This window comes from Methylocaldum sp., from assembly GCF_039794385.1.
Lineage (GTDB): Bacteria > Pseudomonadota > Gammaproteobacteria > Methylococcales > Methylococcaceae > Methylocaldum.
On the sequence record NZ_JBDIVO010000073.1, the window covers coordinates 1 to 17,504 of the forward strand.

General features: G+C 56.4%; 15 protein-coding genes and 1 pseudogene. 9 read left to right on the forward strand and 7 right to left on the reverse strand.

The features are described from left to right. The 3 genes from ABJK70_RS08805 to ABJK70_RS08815 all read right to left on the reverse strand — a co-directional run. The coding region (locus ABJK70_RS08805; protein WP_347257793.1) for a TolC family protein at window positions 1-865 on the reverse strand (865 nt) is incomplete at its 3' end. A gap of 15 nt (window positions 866-880) precedes the next feature. After that, window positions 881-4,078 carry a multidrug efflux RND transporter permease subunit gene (locus tag ABJK70_RS08810; RefSeq protein ID WP_347257794.1) on the reverse strand — a complete coding sequence of 1,066 codons (3,198 nt, stop codon included), beginning with the start codon at window positions 4,076-4,078 and terminating at the stop codon, window positions 881-883. Window positions 4,079-4,099: 21 nt separating this feature from the next. After that, complete coding sequence (locus ABJK70_RS08815; protein WP_346425838.1) at window positions 4,100-5,164, reverse strand: efflux RND transporter periplasmic adaptor subunit; 1,065 nt, start codon at window positions 5,162-5,164, stop codon at window positions 4,100-4,102. Between the two features lie 295 nt (window positions 5,165-5,459). Between ABJK70_RS08815 and ABJK70_RS08820 the strand changes: the two are divergent. Continuing rightward, window positions 5,460-5,642: pseudogene (locus ABJK70_RS08820) on the forward strand (helix-turn-helix domain-containing protein); the annotation flags it as partial. Window positions 5,643-5,705: 63 nt separating this feature from the next. After that, a complete protein-coding gene (locus ABJK70_RS08825; protein WP_347257799.1) occupies window positions 5,706-6,098 on the forward strand; it encodes a TetR/AcrR family transcriptional regulator C-terminal domain-containing protein in 393 nt (130 codons plus the stop codon). A gap of 139 nt (window positions 6,099-6,237) precedes the next feature. Here ABJK70_RS08825 and ABJK70_RS08830 read toward each other — a convergent pair whose 3' ends face one another. Next, the gene (locus ABJK70_RS08830) at window positions 6,238-6,474 is read right to left on the reverse strand and encodes a hypothetical protein (RefSeq protein WP_077729620.1); all 237 of its coding nucleotides are present in this window, start codon (window positions 6,472-6,474) and stop codon (window positions 6,238-6,240) included. A 336-nt stretch (window positions 6,475-6,810) separates the two neighbouring features. Between ABJK70_RS08830 and ABJK70_RS08835 the strand changes: the two genes are divergently transcribed. Then, window positions 6,811-7,185 carry a hypothetical protein gene (locus tag ABJK70_RS08835; protein ID WP_205780714.1) on the forward strand — a complete coding sequence of 125 codons (375 nt, stop codon included), beginning with the start codon at window positions 6,811-6,813 and terminating at the stop codon, window positions 7,183-7,185. Between the two features lie 203 nt (window positions 7,186-7,388). Here the strand turns inward: ABJK70_RS08835 and ABJK70_RS08840 are convergent, their stop codons facing one another. Next, window positions 7,389-7,748: a YMGG-like glycine zipper-containing protein gene (locus tag ABJK70_RS08840; RefSeq protein ID WP_347257795.1), complete on the reverse strand. Its 360-nt coding sequence runs from the start codon at window positions 7,746-7,748 to the stop codon at window positions 7,389-7,391. A 131-nt stretch (window positions 7,749-7,879) separates the two neighbouring features. After that, a complete protein-coding gene (gene glpK, locus ABJK70_RS08845) occupies window positions 7,880-9,376 on the reverse strand; it encodes a glycerol kinase GlpK (protein ID WP_347257796.1) in 1,497 nt (498 codons plus the stop codon). A 312-nt stretch (window positions 9,377-9,688) separates the two neighbouring features. Between glpK and ABJK70_RS08850 the strand changes: the two genes are divergently transcribed. From ABJK70_RS08850 to ABJK70_RS08875, 6 genes are all read left to right on the forward strand, one after another. Continuing rightward, window positions 9,689-10,027: a cupredoxin domain-containing protein gene (locus ABJK70_RS08850; RefSeq protein WP_077729617.1), complete on the forward strand. Its 339-nt coding sequence runs from the start codon at window positions 9,689-9,691 to the stop codon at window positions 10,025-10,027. An 18-nt stretch (window positions 10,028-10,045) separates the two neighbouring features. After that, window positions 10,046-10,870 (forward strand): FTR1 family protein, encoded by an 825-nt coding sequence (locus tag ABJK70_RS08855; protein ID WP_077729616.1) that lies wholly within the window; start codon window positions 10,046-10,048, stop codon window positions 10,868-10,870. A gap of 85 nt (window positions 10,871-10,955) precedes the next feature. Beyond that, window positions 10,956-12,092, forward strand: a complete 1,137-nt coding sequence (locus ABJK70_RS08860; RefSeq protein ID WP_077729615.1) for an ABC transporter permease — start codon at window positions 10,956-10,958, stop codon at window positions 12,090-12,092. A 2-nt stretch (window positions 12,093-12,094) separates the two neighbouring features. Then, the gene (locus tag ABJK70_RS08865) at window positions 12,095-12,862 is read left to right on the forward strand and encodes an ATP-binding cassette domain-containing protein (protein ID WP_347257797.1); all 768 of its coding nucleotides are present in this window, start codon (window positions 12,095-12,097) and stop codon (window positions 12,860-12,862) included. A 1-nt stretch (window position 12,863) separates the two neighbouring features. Next, window positions 12,864-13,778 (forward strand): MlaD family protein, encoded by a 915-nt coding sequence (locus ABJK70_RS08870; RefSeq protein WP_077729613.1) that lies wholly within the window; start codon window positions 12,864-12,866, stop codon window positions 13,776-13,778. Next, the gene (locus tag ABJK70_RS08875) at window positions 13,775-14,362 is read left to right on the forward strand and encodes a hypothetical protein (RefSeq protein WP_086133137.1); all 588 of its coding nucleotides are present in this window, start codon (window positions 13,775-13,777) and stop codon (window positions 14,360-14,362) included. Before ABJK70_RS08870 ends, ABJK70_RS08875 begins: the two co-directional genes overlap by 4 nt. A 721-nt stretch (window positions 14,363-15,083) precedes the next feature. Here ABJK70_RS08875 and ABJK70_RS08880 read toward each other — a convergent pair. Continuing rightward, window positions 15,084-17,351: a TonB-dependent receptor gene (locus ABJK70_RS08880; protein WP_347257798.1), complete on the reverse strand. Its 2,268-nt coding sequence runs from the start codon at window positions 17,349-17,351 to the stop codon at window positions 15,084-15,086. Window positions 17,352-17,504 lie beyond the last annotated feature (153 nt).

Below are 17,504 nucleotides of genomic sequence, written 5' to 3' on the forward strand. Positions count from 1 at the left end.
TCGGGGCCGGTTCTGACAGGCGCGCGGAGAGCGTGTCAGGAAGCTGGCCGATCAGCACGCCGAGGCGATGGATGTTTTCGCGAATCCGGGTTTGAATCGGCGGAATCGTTGCCAGCGTGGAGTCCAATTGGGCCTTGGCGCGCGAGGTGTCCAGCTCCGTGCCGCGTCCGGCTTCCAGTCTGGCTTGAGTCAATTCCAAGGTCGCGGCCTGGTTGTCGGCGTTTTTTTGAGCGACGTCCAGTTGATTCTGCAGACCGCGCAACTCGAAGTAGTTAAGCGCTACCTCCGAAATGACGCTGACCAGCAGGTCGCGCAGATCGGCCTCCGCGGCATCCACCTCGGCATCACGCGCCTCGACGCTACGCCGTATCCTGCCGAAGAAGTCCACTTCCCAAAAAGCGTCGAAACCGACATTGAAGAGCTCGAGCTCGCGCGGCGCGAAGGTCCGGCGGTTCATGGCGTCGAAACTTCGCTTTTGCGTCGTGTAATTGGCGTGGCTCGTAATGGTCGGCAAGAGATCCAGCCCGGCTTCCAGGTAAAGGGCGCGCGCAACGCGGAGATTCGCCTCTGCCGCCTTCAGATCACGGTTGTTGCTCACTGCTCGGTCGATGAGGTCCGACAGAACCGGATCGTCGAACTGCTTCCACCAAGCCACTTCGATGCCGTCGCGTTTGAACTCGGGAAGCACGGCGTTGGCGAACTGCGCTCCGGGCGCCGCGTCCGGTTTCGTGTAGTCGGGACCGACTGCACAGGCGGAAAGAAGCGCAGCGATCATGATCGGGACGACATTGCGCGCGGACGCGCCCGAAAAACGATCGCGCCTTTCAAATCGCTCGGACTGGACGGAAGAGCAAGGTATAGACATATTTTTTTTGCGAAATTAGGGACTGTTATTCGGCGTGGAGTGAGTCTTGGTATCGGTAGGTTCGGGCGATGGCCGCTGACGGCGCTCGACCAGTCTCCGCATGACGACATAGAACACTGGAGTCAGCAACAGACCGAAGAACGTGACTCCCAGCATGCCGCTGAAGACGGCGGTGCCGAGTATCCGCCGTGATTCGGCACCGGCGCCGCTGGAAATGACCAGCGGGAATACGCCGAGAATGAAGGCGAAGGAGGTCATCAAAATGGGCCGAAGGCGGAGGCGCGCGGCTTCGATGGCGGCTTGATAGCGGTCCCTGCCCTTATCTTGAAGATTACGGGCGAACTCGACGATCAGGATCGCATTCTTGCTGGCCAATCCGACCAGAACGATAAAGCCAACCTGAGTGAAGATATTGTTGTCCATGCCGCGGAGCGATACGCCGGCCATAGAGCTCAAGAGGCACATGGGCACGATGAGAATGACGGCGAAGGGCAACGACCAGCTCTCGTACTGCGCAGCCAGGGCAAGAAACACGAAGATCACGCTCAGCGGAAATATGATCATGGCGGTATTGCCCGCGAGAATCTGCTGAAGGCTGAGTTCGGTCCATTCGTAGCCCATGGTGAGCGGGAGCTCTTGATTCACCACCTTTTCCATCAAGGCGATGGCTTGGCCGGAACTGACGCCGGGCAAGGTGCTGCCGTTGATTTCCGCCGACGGATACATGTTGTAGTGCGCCACCTTGTCCGGACCCACCGTTTCGCGAATATCGACCAGGGTACCCAGCGGAACCATATCGCCGTTCCGGTTGCGGGTCTTGAGATTGGCGATATCCGAAGGCCTCAGTCTGAACTGCGAATCGGCCTGCGCCGTGACCTGGTAAGTTCTGCCGAACCGGTTGAAATCGTTGACGTACAGCGAGCCGAGATAAATCTGGAGCGTGTCGAAGACGCTGCCCAAAGGAACATCATACGACTTGGCCTGAGTCCGGTTTACGTCCACGTAGACTTGCGGCACGCTGGACCGGAATGTCGTAAATAAGCCGACCAATCCGGGTTGCTGGTTGCCCTTGGCAACGACTTCGCTCGCGATACGTTGCAATTCGTCCGGGCCGACGTTGGCGCGGTCCTGGATTTGCAGCTTGAAGCCGCCCACCGAACTGAGGCCGCGAACCGGCGGAGGAGAGAACACCGCGATATGAGCGTCCTCTATCCCCGAGAGATTCTGGCGCAGCTTGTTTATGATCGCTTCCGCGGAAAGTTCCGGATGGCCGGCGCGGTCGTCGAACGGGGCGAGACGGGCGAACATGGTGCCGGCGTTGGACTGGCTGGCTCCGGCCAGCACCGAATATCCAGCGTATGCGTTGACATGCGAGATGCCCTCGGTTTTCAGGATGATGTCCGTGGCGCGCTTGATCACCGCGTCGGTACGTTCCAGCGAGGCGGCATCGGGGAGCTGTGCGTACAGAATGAGATAGCCTTGATCCTGTTGAGGGATGAACCCGGTCGGCACCTTGGAGAAAGCCAGAAAATTGAGTCCGTTGAGCACGACATAGAGCACCAGAACCACACTTGTGATGCGGATCAGTCGGCCGACCAGTCGTGAATAGCCCTCGCTGAAGGCGCCGAAAATCCGGTTGAAGCCGCGGAAAAACCAGCCGAAGAGCCGGTCGAACAGGCGCGTGAACCAATCTTTGTCACCGTGGGCCCGGTCCAGAAGCAGGGCGCAGAGAGCCGGACTCAAGGTGAGCGAGTTGAATGTGGAAATGACCGTGGACACCGAAATGGTCAGGGCGAACTGCTTGTAGAAAGCCCCGGACACGCCGGTAATGAAGGCCGTCGGTACGAACACCGCAACCAACACCAATGAGGTTGCGATGATGGGACCGACGACTTCTTCCATGGCGCGCCGGGTCGCTTCCCGTGCCCTGAGGCCGAGTGCGATGTTCCGTTCGACGTTCTCGACCACGACGATGGCGTCGTCTACCACGATACCGATGGCGAGAACCAGTCCGAACAAAGAAAGCGTGTTCAGCGAGAGTCCCATGGCCGCCATGACCGCGAAGGTGCCGATGAGCGACACCGGTACCGCCAGGAGCGGGATGATGGTGGCCCGCCAATTCTGTAGGAATATCAGTACGACGACGACGACCAGCAGAATGGCTTCGAAGAGGGTCTCTACGACGGCAGCGATGGATTGGGTGACGAACACCACGGTGTCATAGACGAGCAGGTAATCGAGCCCCTCCGGAAAGCGCTGCTTGAGCTTCTCCATGGCTTCCACTACCGCTTTCTTGGTCTCGATCGCGTTGGATCCCGGCAGTTGGAAAATAGCCACGCCTACCGTTGCTTTCCCGTCGAGGTTGAGCGACGAACTGTAATCTTTAGCCCCCAGTTCGATCCGTGCTACGTCCTTGAGTCGTGTCACCTGGCCGTCTTTTCCGGTCTTGATGATGATGTCGCCGAACTGGCTTTCATCCGTCAGCCGGCCCATGGTGGTAACGGTAAGCTGAAATTCGATTCCTCCCGGCGTAGGCGGTTGCCCGACGACACCGGCTGCCACTTGGATGTTCTGCTCGCGTATAGCCTGTACCACGTCGGTGGACGTCAGATTGCGGGCGGCTACCTTTTCCGGGTCCAGCCAGATCCGCATGCTGTATTCGCGGCCGCCGAACAGCACGATGTCGCCTACGCCGGGCAGGCGAGCCAGCACATCCCGGATTTGCAGCAGCGCGTAATTGCTGAGATACACGCTGTCGTAGCGCCCGTCGGGGGAAATCAGGTTCACCACCAGGCTCAAGTCCGGACTGCGTTTGCGCACGGTGATGCCTTGCCGGCGCACTTCTTCCGGCAGCCTCGGCTCGGCCAAAGCCACCCGGTTCTGGACCAGCACCTGCGATTTGTCGAGATCGGTGCCCGGTTTGAACGTGATGGTCAACTGCATCACGCCGTCGTTGGTGGACTGGGACGACATGTACAGCATGTCCTCGACGCCGTTGACCTCCTGTTCGATGGGAGTCGCCACCGTTTCGGCCAGCACTTTCGCATTGGCGCCCGGATAGGTCGCGCGCACGACGACGTTGGGCGGTGCGATCTCGGGGTATTGGGCGATGGGCAGCGCAAGCGACGCCAGCCCTCCGACGAGAACGATGAGAATCGAAAGAACCGACGCGAAGATAGGGCGGTCGATGAAAAAGTGAGTAAATCTCGTCATGGCCGGACGTCGTGTCTCCGATTAAGTACCGTCGGTCTCTGAAAGCGTGACTCGCTCCGCCTCAATTTTGGTGCCGGGACGTATTTTTTGAATGCCTTCGATGATTACCCACTCGCCAGGCTGCAAACCTTCCGATATCACCCGCATCTGGCCGGCGGCAGTGCCCGGTACGATCCGACGGTATTCGGCCGAGCCATCGTCTTTCGCGATCCAGACGAACTTCTGGCCTTGATCGGTGCCGATGGCTCTGTCGGGAACCAGAAGGCCTTGATAAGGTGGGCTTCCGGGCACGCGAAGCCGAGCGAAGAATCCGGGACTCAGGAGTTCGTTGGGATTGCTGAAAACGCCTCGGGCGCGCAAGGTGCCGGTGCTCGGATCCATGCGCGGCTCGATGTAATCGATGTAACCCTGATGAGGAAATTCGGACTCGTCGAGCAGGGCCAATTTCGCTGGAATTCGAGTTTCGCGAGCGCTCGTCCGTTTCCCGGCTTCGGCCAAGCGCCTGTATTTAAGGACCGCCCGTTCGTCTGCGTCGACATAAACGTAAACCGGATCGATGGATACAATGATCGTCAGCAAAGTCCCGCCGCCGCCGCCGCCGCTGACCAAGTTGCCCGGGGTGACAAGCTCGCGTGCGATTCGCCCGCCGATAGGCGCTCGCACCTCGGTGAATTCCAGGTTCAACCTGGCTGTCTGAGCAGCCGCCTCGGCCGCACGAACGGCGGCGATGGCTTCACGCTGACCCTTGCTGCGGGCGTCGTATTCTTCTTCGGAAATGGCCTTGGCCCGTCTTAGATGCTCCGCCCGCTGCAAGTCGTTTTTGGCAAGTTCGAGCCGAGCCTTGGCCCGTTCGAGTTCTCCCTCCGCCCGGTTCAGCTCGGCCCGATAAGGTCTCGGATCGATGACAAACAATAAATCGCCCTTTTTTACCTTGTCGCCAGCCTTGAAGTTCACTCTGTCCAGATAGCCGTCGACTCTCGCACGGACTTCCACGGTTTCCATCGCTTCTATGCGTCCGGTGTACTCGTCCCATTCCAAGACTTCCTTTTGTAGCGGTTGGGCGACTTTGACTTTCACCGGCGGCATTTGACTCTCGGCCGCTTGGTTTTCCGAGCGGTTGCTACAGCCGAAGAGCTGTACGATCAGCGCTGCGCAAAGGAGGAGCCACAGCGCGATGCGGCGAAAAGTAGTGCGGGGAGAAGTTCGGTATGACGAACGGCATGCTCTAGCGGCAGCAAACGAAACTAGCATAAGTTTGGCGTATTAAGAGGGAGCGATCGGGAGTAGCGACACGGCACGAAAAGAAAGGGTAAGATATCGTTTCATTATTCTCGCTAAACTGGACGACTGTGTCCATCTATTAAAGTGAAAAGTAACGATAATGAATCGAATAGGCCGACCTAGGAAGGGTGAATCTGCCATCCGCCGCGATCAACTTCTGGATCATGCACTTCGGCTATTTGTAGAGCGAGGCTACGGCAATGTAAGCCTGGAAACTATCGCCCGCGAGGCTCGCGTGTCTCTCCGTACCATTTATCGATACTTTGGCGGTAAGGCAGATTTATTCGGGGCGGTCATTCGCCACTATAGCGATCTGTTGGTGGCGACGTTGCCGTTAGAGCAAGCCTTGGCCAAACCGTTGGAGGAAACACTGATCGTGTTCGGAAAGCATTTTCTTTTTCGGCTTTCCCGTCCGGAAATCATTCGCTTGCGTGCGCAATTGATCGCCGAGGCACATCAATTTCCGGAGCTTGCAGCGGAGTTTTATGAGCAGGGACCGCAGCGGACGCTGGATCGGCTCGCGAAGTTTTTCGGCATGCATCAGCAAGTAGGTCATGTGGTCGCCATGGATCCGGCATTTTTAGCCGGACAGTTTGTCAACGCACTCCGCGGCGAGCGCTTCCAGCGACAACAACTAGGCTTGGAGAGCGCTCCTACCGAAGATGAGGTCGAGCATTGGACAGAACAAGTGGTGAAATTATTCCTGCGGGGCTGTTTAAACAGAACGGACGCAGGTTGATCGGCCGAGACAATGCGGTACAGCTCCGCTTATCGAGCTGGGGGCGCTTTTCATACTGTTCATTGCTTGGTGAATGGAGCAAAAAATAAAGCTGCCTTTTCAAGCAGCTTAGAGAGGAGGTAGGTAATGGGATTCGATGTCAAAAATAGGCGCGATAGTGGTCAGTTTTGATGCTCGTCTTGCTATATTCCGCCATCGCGTACACTTTAAGAAGCTTCATCGCGTTTTGTTCGCCGTACCATTGCCCGGTCATCGGGTCTTGCCATTCGATTCGATAACTTTCGCTGCCGGATTGCCTTCGCCGTTTCCAGCCGCATCCCCAGAGCATGAAGACGGTTAGAAAGCGTTCCAGAAAAACTCTTAGCGATGTTTTCATGAGTGTCCCTCACTGCGATGATGGTGAAGCCAACTTCTGAGTGGTCACGGTCACTCCGCGTTTTGGAAATGCCTTTGCCAGTAGAAAATCACGCTTATTCATCTTTAAGCAGAATTCATGCCATTGATCGAGGGCGTTAATTCGCTCGAAAATTCATCAAAATGATGGTCGAAATTTCGATTTCTTTCCCGAGAGGTGCAAATCGAAAAGATATTGCACCAAGATGTGGCTTTTTCAGCGGTTTGAGGCGATTCTAATGTTGCGGTCCCGCCGTTTAGGGAAGCGCGTTGACATGGCAACAGCAGGATTAAAGAATTTGGGATACTTTAATGAGTCATGCTAGATCAGTTTGTTGTGATAAGGGGTCAGCTTGACGGCACAGGGGTGAGCATCGTGAGAAATGCAATTATCTTCGGCGGATTTTCGTTGGTGGTTTCTTCTGTAGGTTGGGCTGGCGACGACCCACGGTATCCGGCCTATGATTTCGAGCCCAAAGTGATCATTTCGGCGCCCGAAGGGGCAACGGGTGATTCATCGAAAGCAGAAATTCCGGAGCCGGATCCGAGATACCCAGCGGCTTACTTCGAACCGAAAGTGATCATACCGGCGTCCGAAGAGGCGGAAAAAAAAGTTCCGGAGGAGAGCCCGCAACCGGATCCTCGATATCCAGCCTATCACTTTGAGCCGAAAGTCATTTATCAGGAGAAATAGGCGACCGATAAAAGACCGAGACTCGGCGATTGCCGTTTAAGCGGCGAGCGGCCGCGCCAGTCGTCGGCCAAGCCGGTCGCCACTTTAGGATGCCCCGGTCTCGGTTGACCGGGCGCTATCCACGCAAGCCGAGAAGGCGGAGCGATCATAAATTTTTCGTGGGCGTAGTTTTTTGCCGCTTCGGCAGTGATTATCGCTGCGGCTCAGTACGGGTACGGATAAGTGCGGGGCTGCTGTTCGCCATACGGAGAGGGGTGGTACCCATCGTTGTAACTGCTGTAACCGGGCTGACGGTTGTAGTAAGACTCGCGTTTTTTCTTCTGGTCCATGTAATAGCCAGCTGCTCCGCCGACGACGGCCCCGACCGCGCCGCCCACGAGCGCACCTCGTCCGCCATCGTCGGCGGCATGTCCTAGCAATGCGCCGCCGGCAGCACCGATTGCGGCACCGGTGACCGTATTGCGATACGCATAATCGCCATGGTTGTGATATCCGGTAGACGCACAGCCCGTTAGCGCAATCGTAAAGGCCAGCACCATTAACCTATTTCTTAGCTTGTTCACGGCATTCGCTCCTTTTCTGAGAAGGCGCGATTAGTATTGTTCCGGTTTCCTGAACGGAGGCTGAACACCGCAGCTCCGTCGAGAAAGACCAGGACTGCGGAGGCGGAAGCCCGCAATGAAGATGTTTTCGTTCAGTCGAGCCAACCGAAGGTTCGTTCGACCGCCTTGCTCCAGCCGGCATAGAGCCGCTCCCGAGTCTCGGCCGTCATTCGCGGTTGCCATTCCTTGTCTTTTCGCCATAAGTCGCGCAGTTCCTTGATGTCGGTCCAAAAGCCAACAGCGAGACCGGCTGCGTACGCTGCTCCGAGTGCCGTCGTTTCGGTCACGATGGGGCGAATAACCGGAGTGCCGAGTATGTCGGATTGGAATTGCATGAGGGTCTCGTTGACGACCATGCCGCCGTCCACTTTGAGAGCATCCAGATTCAGGCCCGTCTCCTGCCGCATCGCGTCAACGATGTCGCGGGTCTGATAGGCCGTGGCCTCCAGTGCGGCTCGGGCAAAGTGGCCCTTGTTCACGTAGCGGGTCAGCCCGATTACGATTCCCCGTGCGTCGCTGCGCCAGTAGGGCGCGAATAGGCCGGAGAAAGCCGGGACGATATAGATGCCGCCGTTGTCCTCGACGGTATTGGCCAGCGACTCGACTTCCGCGGAGGTCCGAATGAGTTCCAGATTATCCCTGAGCCACTGCACGAGAGCTCCTGTGACCGCTATCGAGCCTTCAAGCGCGAAGATTGGAGCTGCGCCGCCGAGTTGGTACGCTACTGTCGTGATGAGCCCATGGCGGGATTGCACCGGCTTAAGGCCGGTGTTCAGAAGCATGAAGCATCCGGTTCCATAGGTGTTTTTTGCTTCCCCCTCGGCGAAACAGGTTTGCCCGAATAAGGCGGCTTGTTGATCGCCTAAAATACCTGCGACCGGAACGCCGGCGAGTGCCCCTTGGGCGACGCCGTAAATTTCGGATGAAGAACGGATCGTCGGCAGGATGGAAGCGGGTATATTCATGGCGGCGAGCAGTTCTTCGTCCCATGCCAGGGTTTCAAGATTCATCAACAGCGTGCGCGAGGCGTTGCTTACGTCGGTGACATGTGCGCCGCCCTCCTTACCGCCGGTTAGGCTCCAAACCAGCCAGCTGTCGATCGTGCCGCACAGCAACTCGCCGCGTTCGGCCTGAATCCTGGCCTCTTCTACGTTATCCAACAGCCATTGAAGTTTGGGCCCCGAAAAATAGGTGGCGATCGGCAGTCCGGTTCTTGCGCGAAATCTATCCTGTCCGCCTTCGATGGCAAGCCGCTCGCAAATTTCGGCGCTGCGCGTATCTTGCCAAACGATGGCGGGATATACCGGTTTCCCGGTGATTTTATCCCAGACGACAAGCGTTTCGCGCTGATTAGTCACTCCGAGAGCTACGATTTCATCGGCTTCGACTTCCGCTTTTCGCAAGGCCTCTACGACCACCGCTTGGGCGTTTCGCCAGATTTCCAGCGGATCGTGTTCAACCCAGCCGGGCCTAGGGTAGAACTGCCGGTGCTCGGCTTGAGCCATCGCTCCCGCACGTCCGGTGTGATCGAAGAGAATGCACCGAGTACTGCTGGTGCCTTGATCGATGACGGCGATATAACGGGGCATGGTGTGACTTCAAAAATAGTTGGCTTCCGGGATGCGTGCCTGATGCCACATCCCGTGATTGCCTACCTATCACGGCCTCATCATGCGGGCAAGTAAAATTTGAAGGATGCCGAACGGAAATCCGCGAGTAAAAGAGGCCGATCGAAAGAAACGCTATCGACGCTTCGGTCATTTTTCCAATCCAAACCGGCCCATAAAGTCAGCCTACCCGGTTTGCCTAATCAATTGATAAGGATTATCATTTAGCTTTCTGAAAAACCGTAGCAATCGCGCGGTTGACTTACTTCTTCGAACTTGAGAGGACCGAACATCATGCAGAACAGGACTTACTCGGGCCGGTTTGTCGTTTTAAGCGCACTTTTGATGGTTTGCGGCTCGGTTTCGGCGGCTGAGACCTATACGCTGATCATTAAGGAGCATCGTTTCGAACCGGCAGAGCTCGAGGTGCCTGCAGGCCAGAAGATCAAACTGGTCGTGAAAAATGAAGACCCGACGCCGGAGGAATTCGAGAGTCGATCCTTGAAGAGGGAAAAGATCATTCCAGGCAAGAGTCAGGTCACCGTATCGATCGGTCCACTTGATCCGGGTACGTATGATTTTTTTGGCGAATTTCATGAGGAATCCGCCAAAGGGCACATCGTTGCAAAATAAAGCGGTATTGGTCAGAACATGTTAGCCACTGCACTCATCGTATTCCGAGAGGTCATCGAGGCCGCACTGGTGATCAGTATCGTCATGGCGGCCAGCCGCGGCGTTGCCGCTCGCAGTTGGTGGATATGGAGCGGCGTCGGAGGCGGGCTTATAGGCGCCTGCGTGGTTGCGGGTTTTGCCGATACCCTCGCGGAAGCGGCATCGGGTGTCGGGCAGGATCTTTTCAACGCGGCCGTGTTGTTTACCGCGGTCGCGATGCTCGGTTGGCACAATATCTGGATGCAGCGTCACGGGCGAGAGCTCGCCCAGGCGATGAGCCAGGTCGGAAAAGCCGTGCTGTCGGGCGACCGGCCGCTCTATGCTCTGGCAGTCGTGGTGGGGCTCGCGGTGCTACGGGAAGGCTCGGAGGTCGTTCTCTTTTTATATGGGATCGCGTCAGCAGACGGAAGCCATACGGGATCGATGCTGACGGGCGGAGTCGTCGGCATTTCGCTCGGCACAGCCGTGGGCTTGGCGATGTATTATGGTTTGCTTCGTATTCCTACGCGTTATCTATTCAAGGTTACCAGTTGGCTTATTTTATTTTTGGCCGCCGGCCTGGCTTCTCAGGGAGCGGCCTATCTGGTGCAGGCCGATCTGCTTCCGCCTTTGGGTCACGAGGTGTGGAATACCTCCAATTGGTTGTCCGAAGACAGTTTGATCGGTCAAGTCTTGCATACTCTGTTGGGTTACGTGTCCCGTCCGGACGGCGTGCAAATCCTGTTTTATCTCGCGACGCTCGCCACTATCGCAAGTTTGATGCGGGTATTCGGCGACAGACCGGCACGGCCGGCCGGACACTGACGAGCGTCTCCGAGACCAAACCCGCAGCGATGTCGATTAGGCTGCGGCCTTGTGCGTAGGCACTAAAGGCGATTGAATACCCGGCATGGTAAAGCAGTCGCCCGGTGAGTCATTCACGCCGTCTATCGAAAAAAGGACAGTATCCGGCCGTTATATTCTCGTGCTGAAGGGGGGCTGGAATTTGCGCGGCCTGTCGGCGGAGGGGGCGCGTCTTCGCGAACAGCTTCAGGTCTATGCCCGCGATGAAGCAAGCGAGTGGGACATCCGCGAAGTTGCCGCCTTGGACAGTGCGGGGGCATTTTTGCTTTGGCGAGCCTGGGGTGGGCAGTTGCCAGGCAAGGTCTATTTGCGCCCCGAGCAGGAGTCTACGTTCATCCGGTTGCAGAACTGGTCTGCAACCTCCTTCGGGCCGATAGTCCGGCATGCGAAACCGGTCGGCGAGCGCGTTCGAAGCTTCTTTTCCGTTGGAACCGAACATTTAAGGGCGCTTGTCTCGATACTCGGACAATTGATCTTGGATGTGGGGCATGTGCTGCGCCATCCTCGGGACGTGCCGTGGCGGGAAATCTCGGCGGCGATTCATGAGACCGGGGGACGTGCGTTGGGCATTACCGCTTTGGTCGGGTTTCTCATCGGAATCGTGGTTAGCTACCTCTCGTCCCTGCAATTACAAACCTTCGGCGCTCAAATCTACATCGTCAACATACTCGGGCTGAGCATTATCCGAGAACTCGGTCCACTGCTTGCAGCCATTCTCGTGGCGGGACGCTCGGGATCGGCCATGACCGCGCGTATCGGTGTGATGCGAGTCACTCAGGAATTGGATGCGCTCGAAGCGCTAGGTATTTCCCGTTCGCTACGCCTTATTTTTCCAAAAGTCGTCGCCCTGATGGTTGCCTTGCCGCTCCTGGTCGTTTGGACCGATGCGATCGCACTGATCGGCGGAGCGATCGCCGCGCATTTCGAACTGGGAGTTGGTTATTATCAATTCTTCATGAAATTACCTGATGCGGTACCGGCGGCCAATTTCACGATCGGGTTCGGCAAGGGAGCGGTGTTCGGGCTGTTCATCGCACTCTTGGCTTGTCATTTCGGCTTACGCATAGAGCCGAACACCGAGAGTTTGGGCAATGAAACCACCCGCTCGGTGGTCGCATCAATTACTCTAGTAATCTTGATAGACGCTGTTTTCGCAATCCTGTTCCGCGGGGTAGGGCTGTAATCATGAGCGATCCCGTCATCCGAATGGAACGGATTTGGACCTGTTTCGGAAAAAACGTGGTGCATCGGGACATCAGCCTGACGCTGGGCAAGGGGGAAATCTTCGGGTTGGTCGGCGGCTCTGGGAGCGGCAAGACGGTGCTGATGCGGGAAATGATCGGACTCCAGGAGCCGACCCGTGGCAAAGTCTACCTCTTCGGCGAGTGTCTGCAAGAGGCCGCGGCCGATCGTCACCAGCGGCTCCGCAACCGTTGCGGCGTGCTTTTTCAGGGAGGAGCTTTATTCAGTGCCCTGAGCGTTTTCGATAACATCGCATTCCCATTGCGTGAATTCGGTCTTTTCGATGAAGAACTCATCGGCCATTTGGTACGTATGAAGCTTACTATGGTGGGGTTGACCGAAAACGCCGGTTTGTTGATGCCATCCGAACTGTCCGGCGGCATGATCAAGCGGGTCGCCTTGGCGCGGGCGCTGGTGATGGAGCCTGAATTGCTGTTTCTCGATGAGCCGACCTCGGGGCTCGATCCCGTGCTGAGCGAAGAGTTTGTCGATCTACTGAGCGGGCTGCATCGGGAACTCGGCTTTACGGTGGTCATGGTGACGCACGATTTGGACACGGTAAAAGATTTATGCACGAAGGTCGGCGTACTGGCCGATCAGCAGCTAGTCGTGTGTGGTCCGGTTGAGGATGCGTTGGCTTCCGAACATCCTTTTGCCCGGCATTATTTTCATGGAAAGCGCGGTCACCGCGTTTTCGAGCGGATCGGTTGATATGGGTAGAGAAACCTATGCATTCCTGACCGGATTGTTCGTAATCATTTTGGGTGCGGCGTCGATCATCGCCGCCTTATGGTTGGGGAACTACGGCGAAGAATACAAGAGCTATTATGTCGTCACCCAGGGAGCGGTTTCGGGGCTCAATCCCGAGTCGACCGTCCTTTTTCGCGGCGTGAATGCCGGCAAAGTGTCATCCATCAGTTTCGATCCTGAAGACCGCCGGAACATTCTCGTCCGGGTCGAGTTGAATGAGGATCTGCCGATTACCCATGGCACCTACGCCATGCTGCGCGTTCAGGCGCTGACCGGCCTGGCGCAGGTGGAACTGTTCGACACCGGCGAACAACCGGAGCCTTTACCTACGGATCCCGACAATCCCGCGCGTATTCCGCTACGGCCTTCGCTGTTCGATAAGCTGACCGAATCGGGGCAAGACATCCTCTCCCAGCTCGGCGTGTTGGCGAACCGGCTCAACAGCGTGCTGAACGAAAGCAATCGCGAACGGATTCAGCGTATTCTGGAATCGGTTGCGATCGCAGCCGAACAATTGGCTACATTAGAGGAAAGCATGGACGAGATGCTGGCGGAAATGCCCGCTTTGACCGGAGAGGCGCAGCGGATGATGGCGGGAATCACGCGCCTGACTGATGACCTGGGAATCGCTGTCAAGGAAATCCGAGGGCTCGCCAGGAACACGGAAGACTTGATCACCGCCGGTAGCTCGGCGGGAGATGTGGTGGTGCAATCCACTCTGCCTAAGGTAAACGCATTGCTCGACGAGACCCGTTCGATCGCCGTCAACGTTCGACATCTGTCCGATATGCTGAGAGATGACCCGCGGATCCTGTTGCTCGGGCCGCCCAAGCAAGTGCCTGGACCGGGAGAGCCGGGCTTTCAGGAGCCGAAATGAAGAGATTTCTTTTCGCAAAGCTGTTTCTTGTGATCTTGATCGCCTCGGGTTGTACCTTCACGCCTGAAAAATCACCTCCGCCTAGGCTTCATGATCTGGGACCGCTGCCGCACGGTTCGGACCGTCTGCCGGCACCTTGGTCCAAAGTGGACGTGACCGCTCCGGAGTGGTTGAAAGACGACCGAATTCGTTATCGTCTCGTGTATTCGGATGCCACACGGGTTGGAGTTTACACTTTGGACCGCTGGATCGCGCCTCCGCCTGAACTTCTGGAACTGCGCTTTGAACTTTCGGGCGATGGCGGACCACTACGGGTTCGAATCGAACTTCAGGAGTTCGAGCAGATTTTCGACCGCCCCGACCACGCCAAGGCGCTGATTCGCTTTCGCGCGTCGGCTTACGATCGCAGCAGTAAGAAGCTTCTGGCCGAACGGACCTTCGAACTCGACAAGATCTCGCCTAGCGCCGATGCCGCAGGCGCGGTAGTGTCCTTGGCGGATCTGGCCGACGACGCCATAGCGGCGGTCCGGACCTGGATGGAAGGGATGGATCTCGCGCGTGGGGCCACTGGGGGAACTCCTTGAGCCGTTTTTGGCGGTCGTATCCATAATCCCATCCCCGGTTACCGAGGGGCGCCATCCGATAGCACCTCATCTCGCATGTCTCAAAATGAGATTTGTGTGTTGGACGCGAACTGTACCGACCTGATCATTTTTGGAAACATTGCGGATACTCAGCGATACTTAAATCCTTAGTAATTTGCTTGGGTATTAGAAGATACTTCTATTCGAATACAAATAGGTTTCAGATTTTTAAAGAAAAAATTGTGAGGGTGTTCATAGATCAAGGGACGGGTAAAAAAGTGTGGACACACAAAATTTTTTCTTTAGACTGTGCCGCAGCTTTACGGAGGAAGCGCGAAAACATAGAGTCGTCAAAGAGGAGGAAAGACCCCTTAGGGGGCGATATAACTACTATAAAAGCACTAACAAGATGCGTCGCCGCTAGTGGCCGACGCGTTACGCTACAACAACAATAATAATGATATTGCCCGCGTACTGCGGGCTTTTTTTTGCCTGCCATCGGGCAAAAAAAAGCGACCACTAGGGTCGCCAAGAGGAGGAGAACTTTCGGCCGGACTCAATCGAAGTTTCGAACTAAATCACACCAAGTTCTATTGAGGTTGGTATAAAGTATACAGACTTATACTCGCCTTTGTCATAAGACATTCTTATGAATTAAATAGGGCCCGGTTATTACCGTCCGGAAAACAATATGTAAAACAGCGGATGGTAAACGCCGAACTCATAGGGACAGCTTAAGCCCGACCCAACCAGCCCTCGGAGAGCCGATGCCCACGAAACGTGGATCGGTAAAGCTATCACCAAGCACTTCGTCAGCTTCGCCATATAGTCCGAAAGTGTAGTACCGTTTGTCGAACAGGTTGTCGATACGGCTGAATAATGCCACGTGCTTGTTGAAACGGTATTCGCCATGTAGGTTGAACACGGCATATTCCTCAAGCGGCTTGTTTAGATTGGCTTCGTCGCCACGGAAGTACTGACCGCTGTTGTAAATCATGTTTACGCCCACGGTCAGTCCTTTAACGACCTCCACGTCCGTCGAGACTTTCAGCATGTGCTTCGGAAGGCCGGGGACGCGGTCGCCTTTTTCCACCTGGATCTGGCCGTTATCATCAGCGGACGGGTTATTCGGGCTGCTAGCAAGAAATGGCGTACGGAAGGTGGCATCGAGCAGTGTGTAATTGATTCCGAACCGCACCCGCTCGAATGCCCCGGAAAGCCCAAGTTCGATACCCCGGCGCCGGGTGGTCCCGACGTTGTCGAAGTAACCCTGATTGGTGAGATTGCCGCTGCTGATGAAAAGAATGTCGTCGTGGTTTTCAGTTTGGAACAGGCCAGCGTTCCAGTTGATATTTCCGCCCCACAGTCGAGCGAATTCGCCCCGGAAACCGGCTTCCCAAGTTTTGGCCACCACCTGATCCAGCGGCGGGTCGGCAAGAAACGCATTCGGTAGCTTGCAAGGGGCTTCCGGATTGGCGCAGGTCAGCTCAACCGGAGTCGGTGCCCGGTTCGATTCGCTATAGCTGCCGTAAGCGGTGAATTCCGGTAGGAAGGCATAGGTCAGTCCGGCCGAGGGGTTGAACCGTTCGAACTTGTGAAAGCCGTTCAAGTCCTCGCCGTACTGATCGTCGAGCCGGACGAAAGACAGGTTGTAACGGCCCGCTGCCGTCACCGCCAGTTTGTCGGTGACCGACAAGGTGTCGCTGAAATAAATTCCGTGGTGACGAACATGGGCGTGGACTCTCACCCGCGATTCGCCCACCAGGACTCCGCTGCCTATGGTGCCTCGGTCGTCGGTGAGAGAAGCGAGCTCCGTATCCGAGCTGAAATGAATGCGTCCTTCGTCATAACTTCCGCCGGCGACGATTCGATTGTGCATGGCGAAGAGATCGTGCTCGAAAGCGCCCTGCAAGCTGCCGCCGTAACTGCGCTGGTTGGTTTGGCTGGTGTTGTTGGTCGCCCCCTCGACCGCGTCGCTGGCCAAGACGTTACCGCCGTTGACATCTTCGACGATCTCTTCTTCATCGCCTTCCTCCTCGCAAAGGAAACCTTCGTTGGCCTCGTCCTCGCATTCCTCGAAATCGGAATCGTCGCCATTGAACGTCTTGATCCGGTTTTGCCGGAAATAAGCGTTACCCGACAGCTCGAAGTGATCGGTAAGCCAGGTGCTGCCGTCCAAGGACGCCAGGAACAATCGGGTGATGGTACGGTCCGGATGGGTGAAAATCGCTTCCGGATCTTGCTTGGCCAGTTGAAGCGGCAAAGCACCGTTGCCGATCAATCGGTTATTGTTGGAAGCCAGGGTGAGGTTCAACTTGGACCGTTCGTTTTGCCAGCTAAACGTTCCGAATCCCTGCTTGACGTCGGTGGGCGAGTTATCGCGCCAGCCGTCTTCATAGAAGCTCTTGAGATCGACGAAATAGCCGACGGTGCCGTTATTCCATCCGCTGGTAATTTCCTGCCAGTGCCGTCCCCAGGAGCCGCCTGCCACCTCGAGCGTGTGGCCCGGTGCACTGAAACCGGTCTTGGTGCGCATGGAAATAGCCCCACCCAGGCTGTTCAGGCCGTAAACCGGATTCGAGCCCGAGTGCAGCGTCATTCGTTCGATGGCGCCTTCGGGGATCAAGTCCCAGTTGACGGTATCGCCGAACGGTTCGTTGAAACGAATGCCGTTGACATAGACCGATAAGCCCTGGGGTAATCCCAGCAGCGGCGATGCGGTAAACCCCCTGAATTGAACATCGGGCTGGAACGGGTTGTTTTGGGCATCGTTGACGTTGACGCTGGCGAAGTTCCAACGCATGTAATCCGCGAGCGAAAAGCTCTGATAGTCATCGAGTTGCTTGGACGTGGCCGTCTGCACCGGCGACGGAATTTTCTCCGCCGGTACGCCCGAGACCATCAGCGGCGTTTCACCCACAATTTCGACCGTACCCAGATTTACGCTGCCGTCTTCGTTTTCCGCGGCAACGGCAATTTCCGTACTCACGAGGACCAGCAGAGAGGTTCCCGTGTAACATATTCTTCTTATAAACATAAAAACCCCCACACATTCAGCAGAACAGGGAATGGTAAGGGAGTTTAACCGGATGGAATATGGGAAAAATTCCCGACGTCTAAGCCTTCAAGAGGCCGTATTGAT

Excerpts from the sequence above, each read along its gene's own strand:
- ABJK70_RS08810 (WP_347257794.1), bottom strand. The coding sequence starts at position 4,078 with ATGACGAGATTTACTCACTTTTTCATCGACCGCCCTATCTTCGCGTCG.
- ABJK70_RS08815 (WP_346425838.1), bottom strand. The coding sequence starts at position 5,164 with ATGCCGCCGGTGAAAGTCAAAGTCGCCCAACCGCTACAAAAGGAAGTC.
- ABJK70_RS08830 (WP_077729620.1), bottom strand. The coding sequence starts at position 6,474 with ATGAAAACATCGCTAAGAGTTTTTCTGGAACGCTTTCTAACCGTCTTC.
- ABJK70_RS08835 (WP_205780714.1), top strand. The coding sequence starts at position 6,811 with ATGCTAGATCAGTTTGTTGTGATAAGGGGTCAGCTTGACGGCACAGGG.
- glpK (WP_347257796.1), bottom strand. The coding sequence starts at position 9,376 with ATGCCCCGTTATATCGCCGTCATCGATCAAGGCACCAGCAGTACTCGG.
- ABJK70_RS08850 (WP_077729617.1), top strand. The coding sequence starts at position 9,689 with ATGCAGAACAGGACTTACTCGGGCCGGTTTGTCGTTTTAAGCGCACTT.
- ABJK70_RS08855 (WP_077729616.1), top strand. The coding sequence starts at position 10,046 with ATGTTAGCCACTGCACTCATCGTATTCCGAGAGGTCATCGAGGCCGCA.
- ABJK70_RS08860 (WP_077729615.1), top strand. The coding sequence starts at position 10,956 with ATGGTAAAGCAGTCGCCCGGTGAGTCATTCACGCCGTCTATCGAAAAA.
- ABJK70_RS08865 (WP_347257797.1), top strand. The coding sequence starts at position 12,095 with ATGAGCGATCCCGTCATCCGAATGGAACGGATTTGGACCTGTTTCGGA.
- ABJK70_RS08870 (WP_077729613.1), top strand. The coding sequence starts at position 12,864 with ATGGGTAGAGAAACCTATGCATTCCTGACCGGATTGTTCGTAATCATT.
- ABJK70_RS08875 (WP_086133137.1), top strand. The coding sequence starts at position 13,775 with ATGAAGAGATTTCTTTTCGCAAAGCTGTTTCTTGTGATCTTGATCGCC.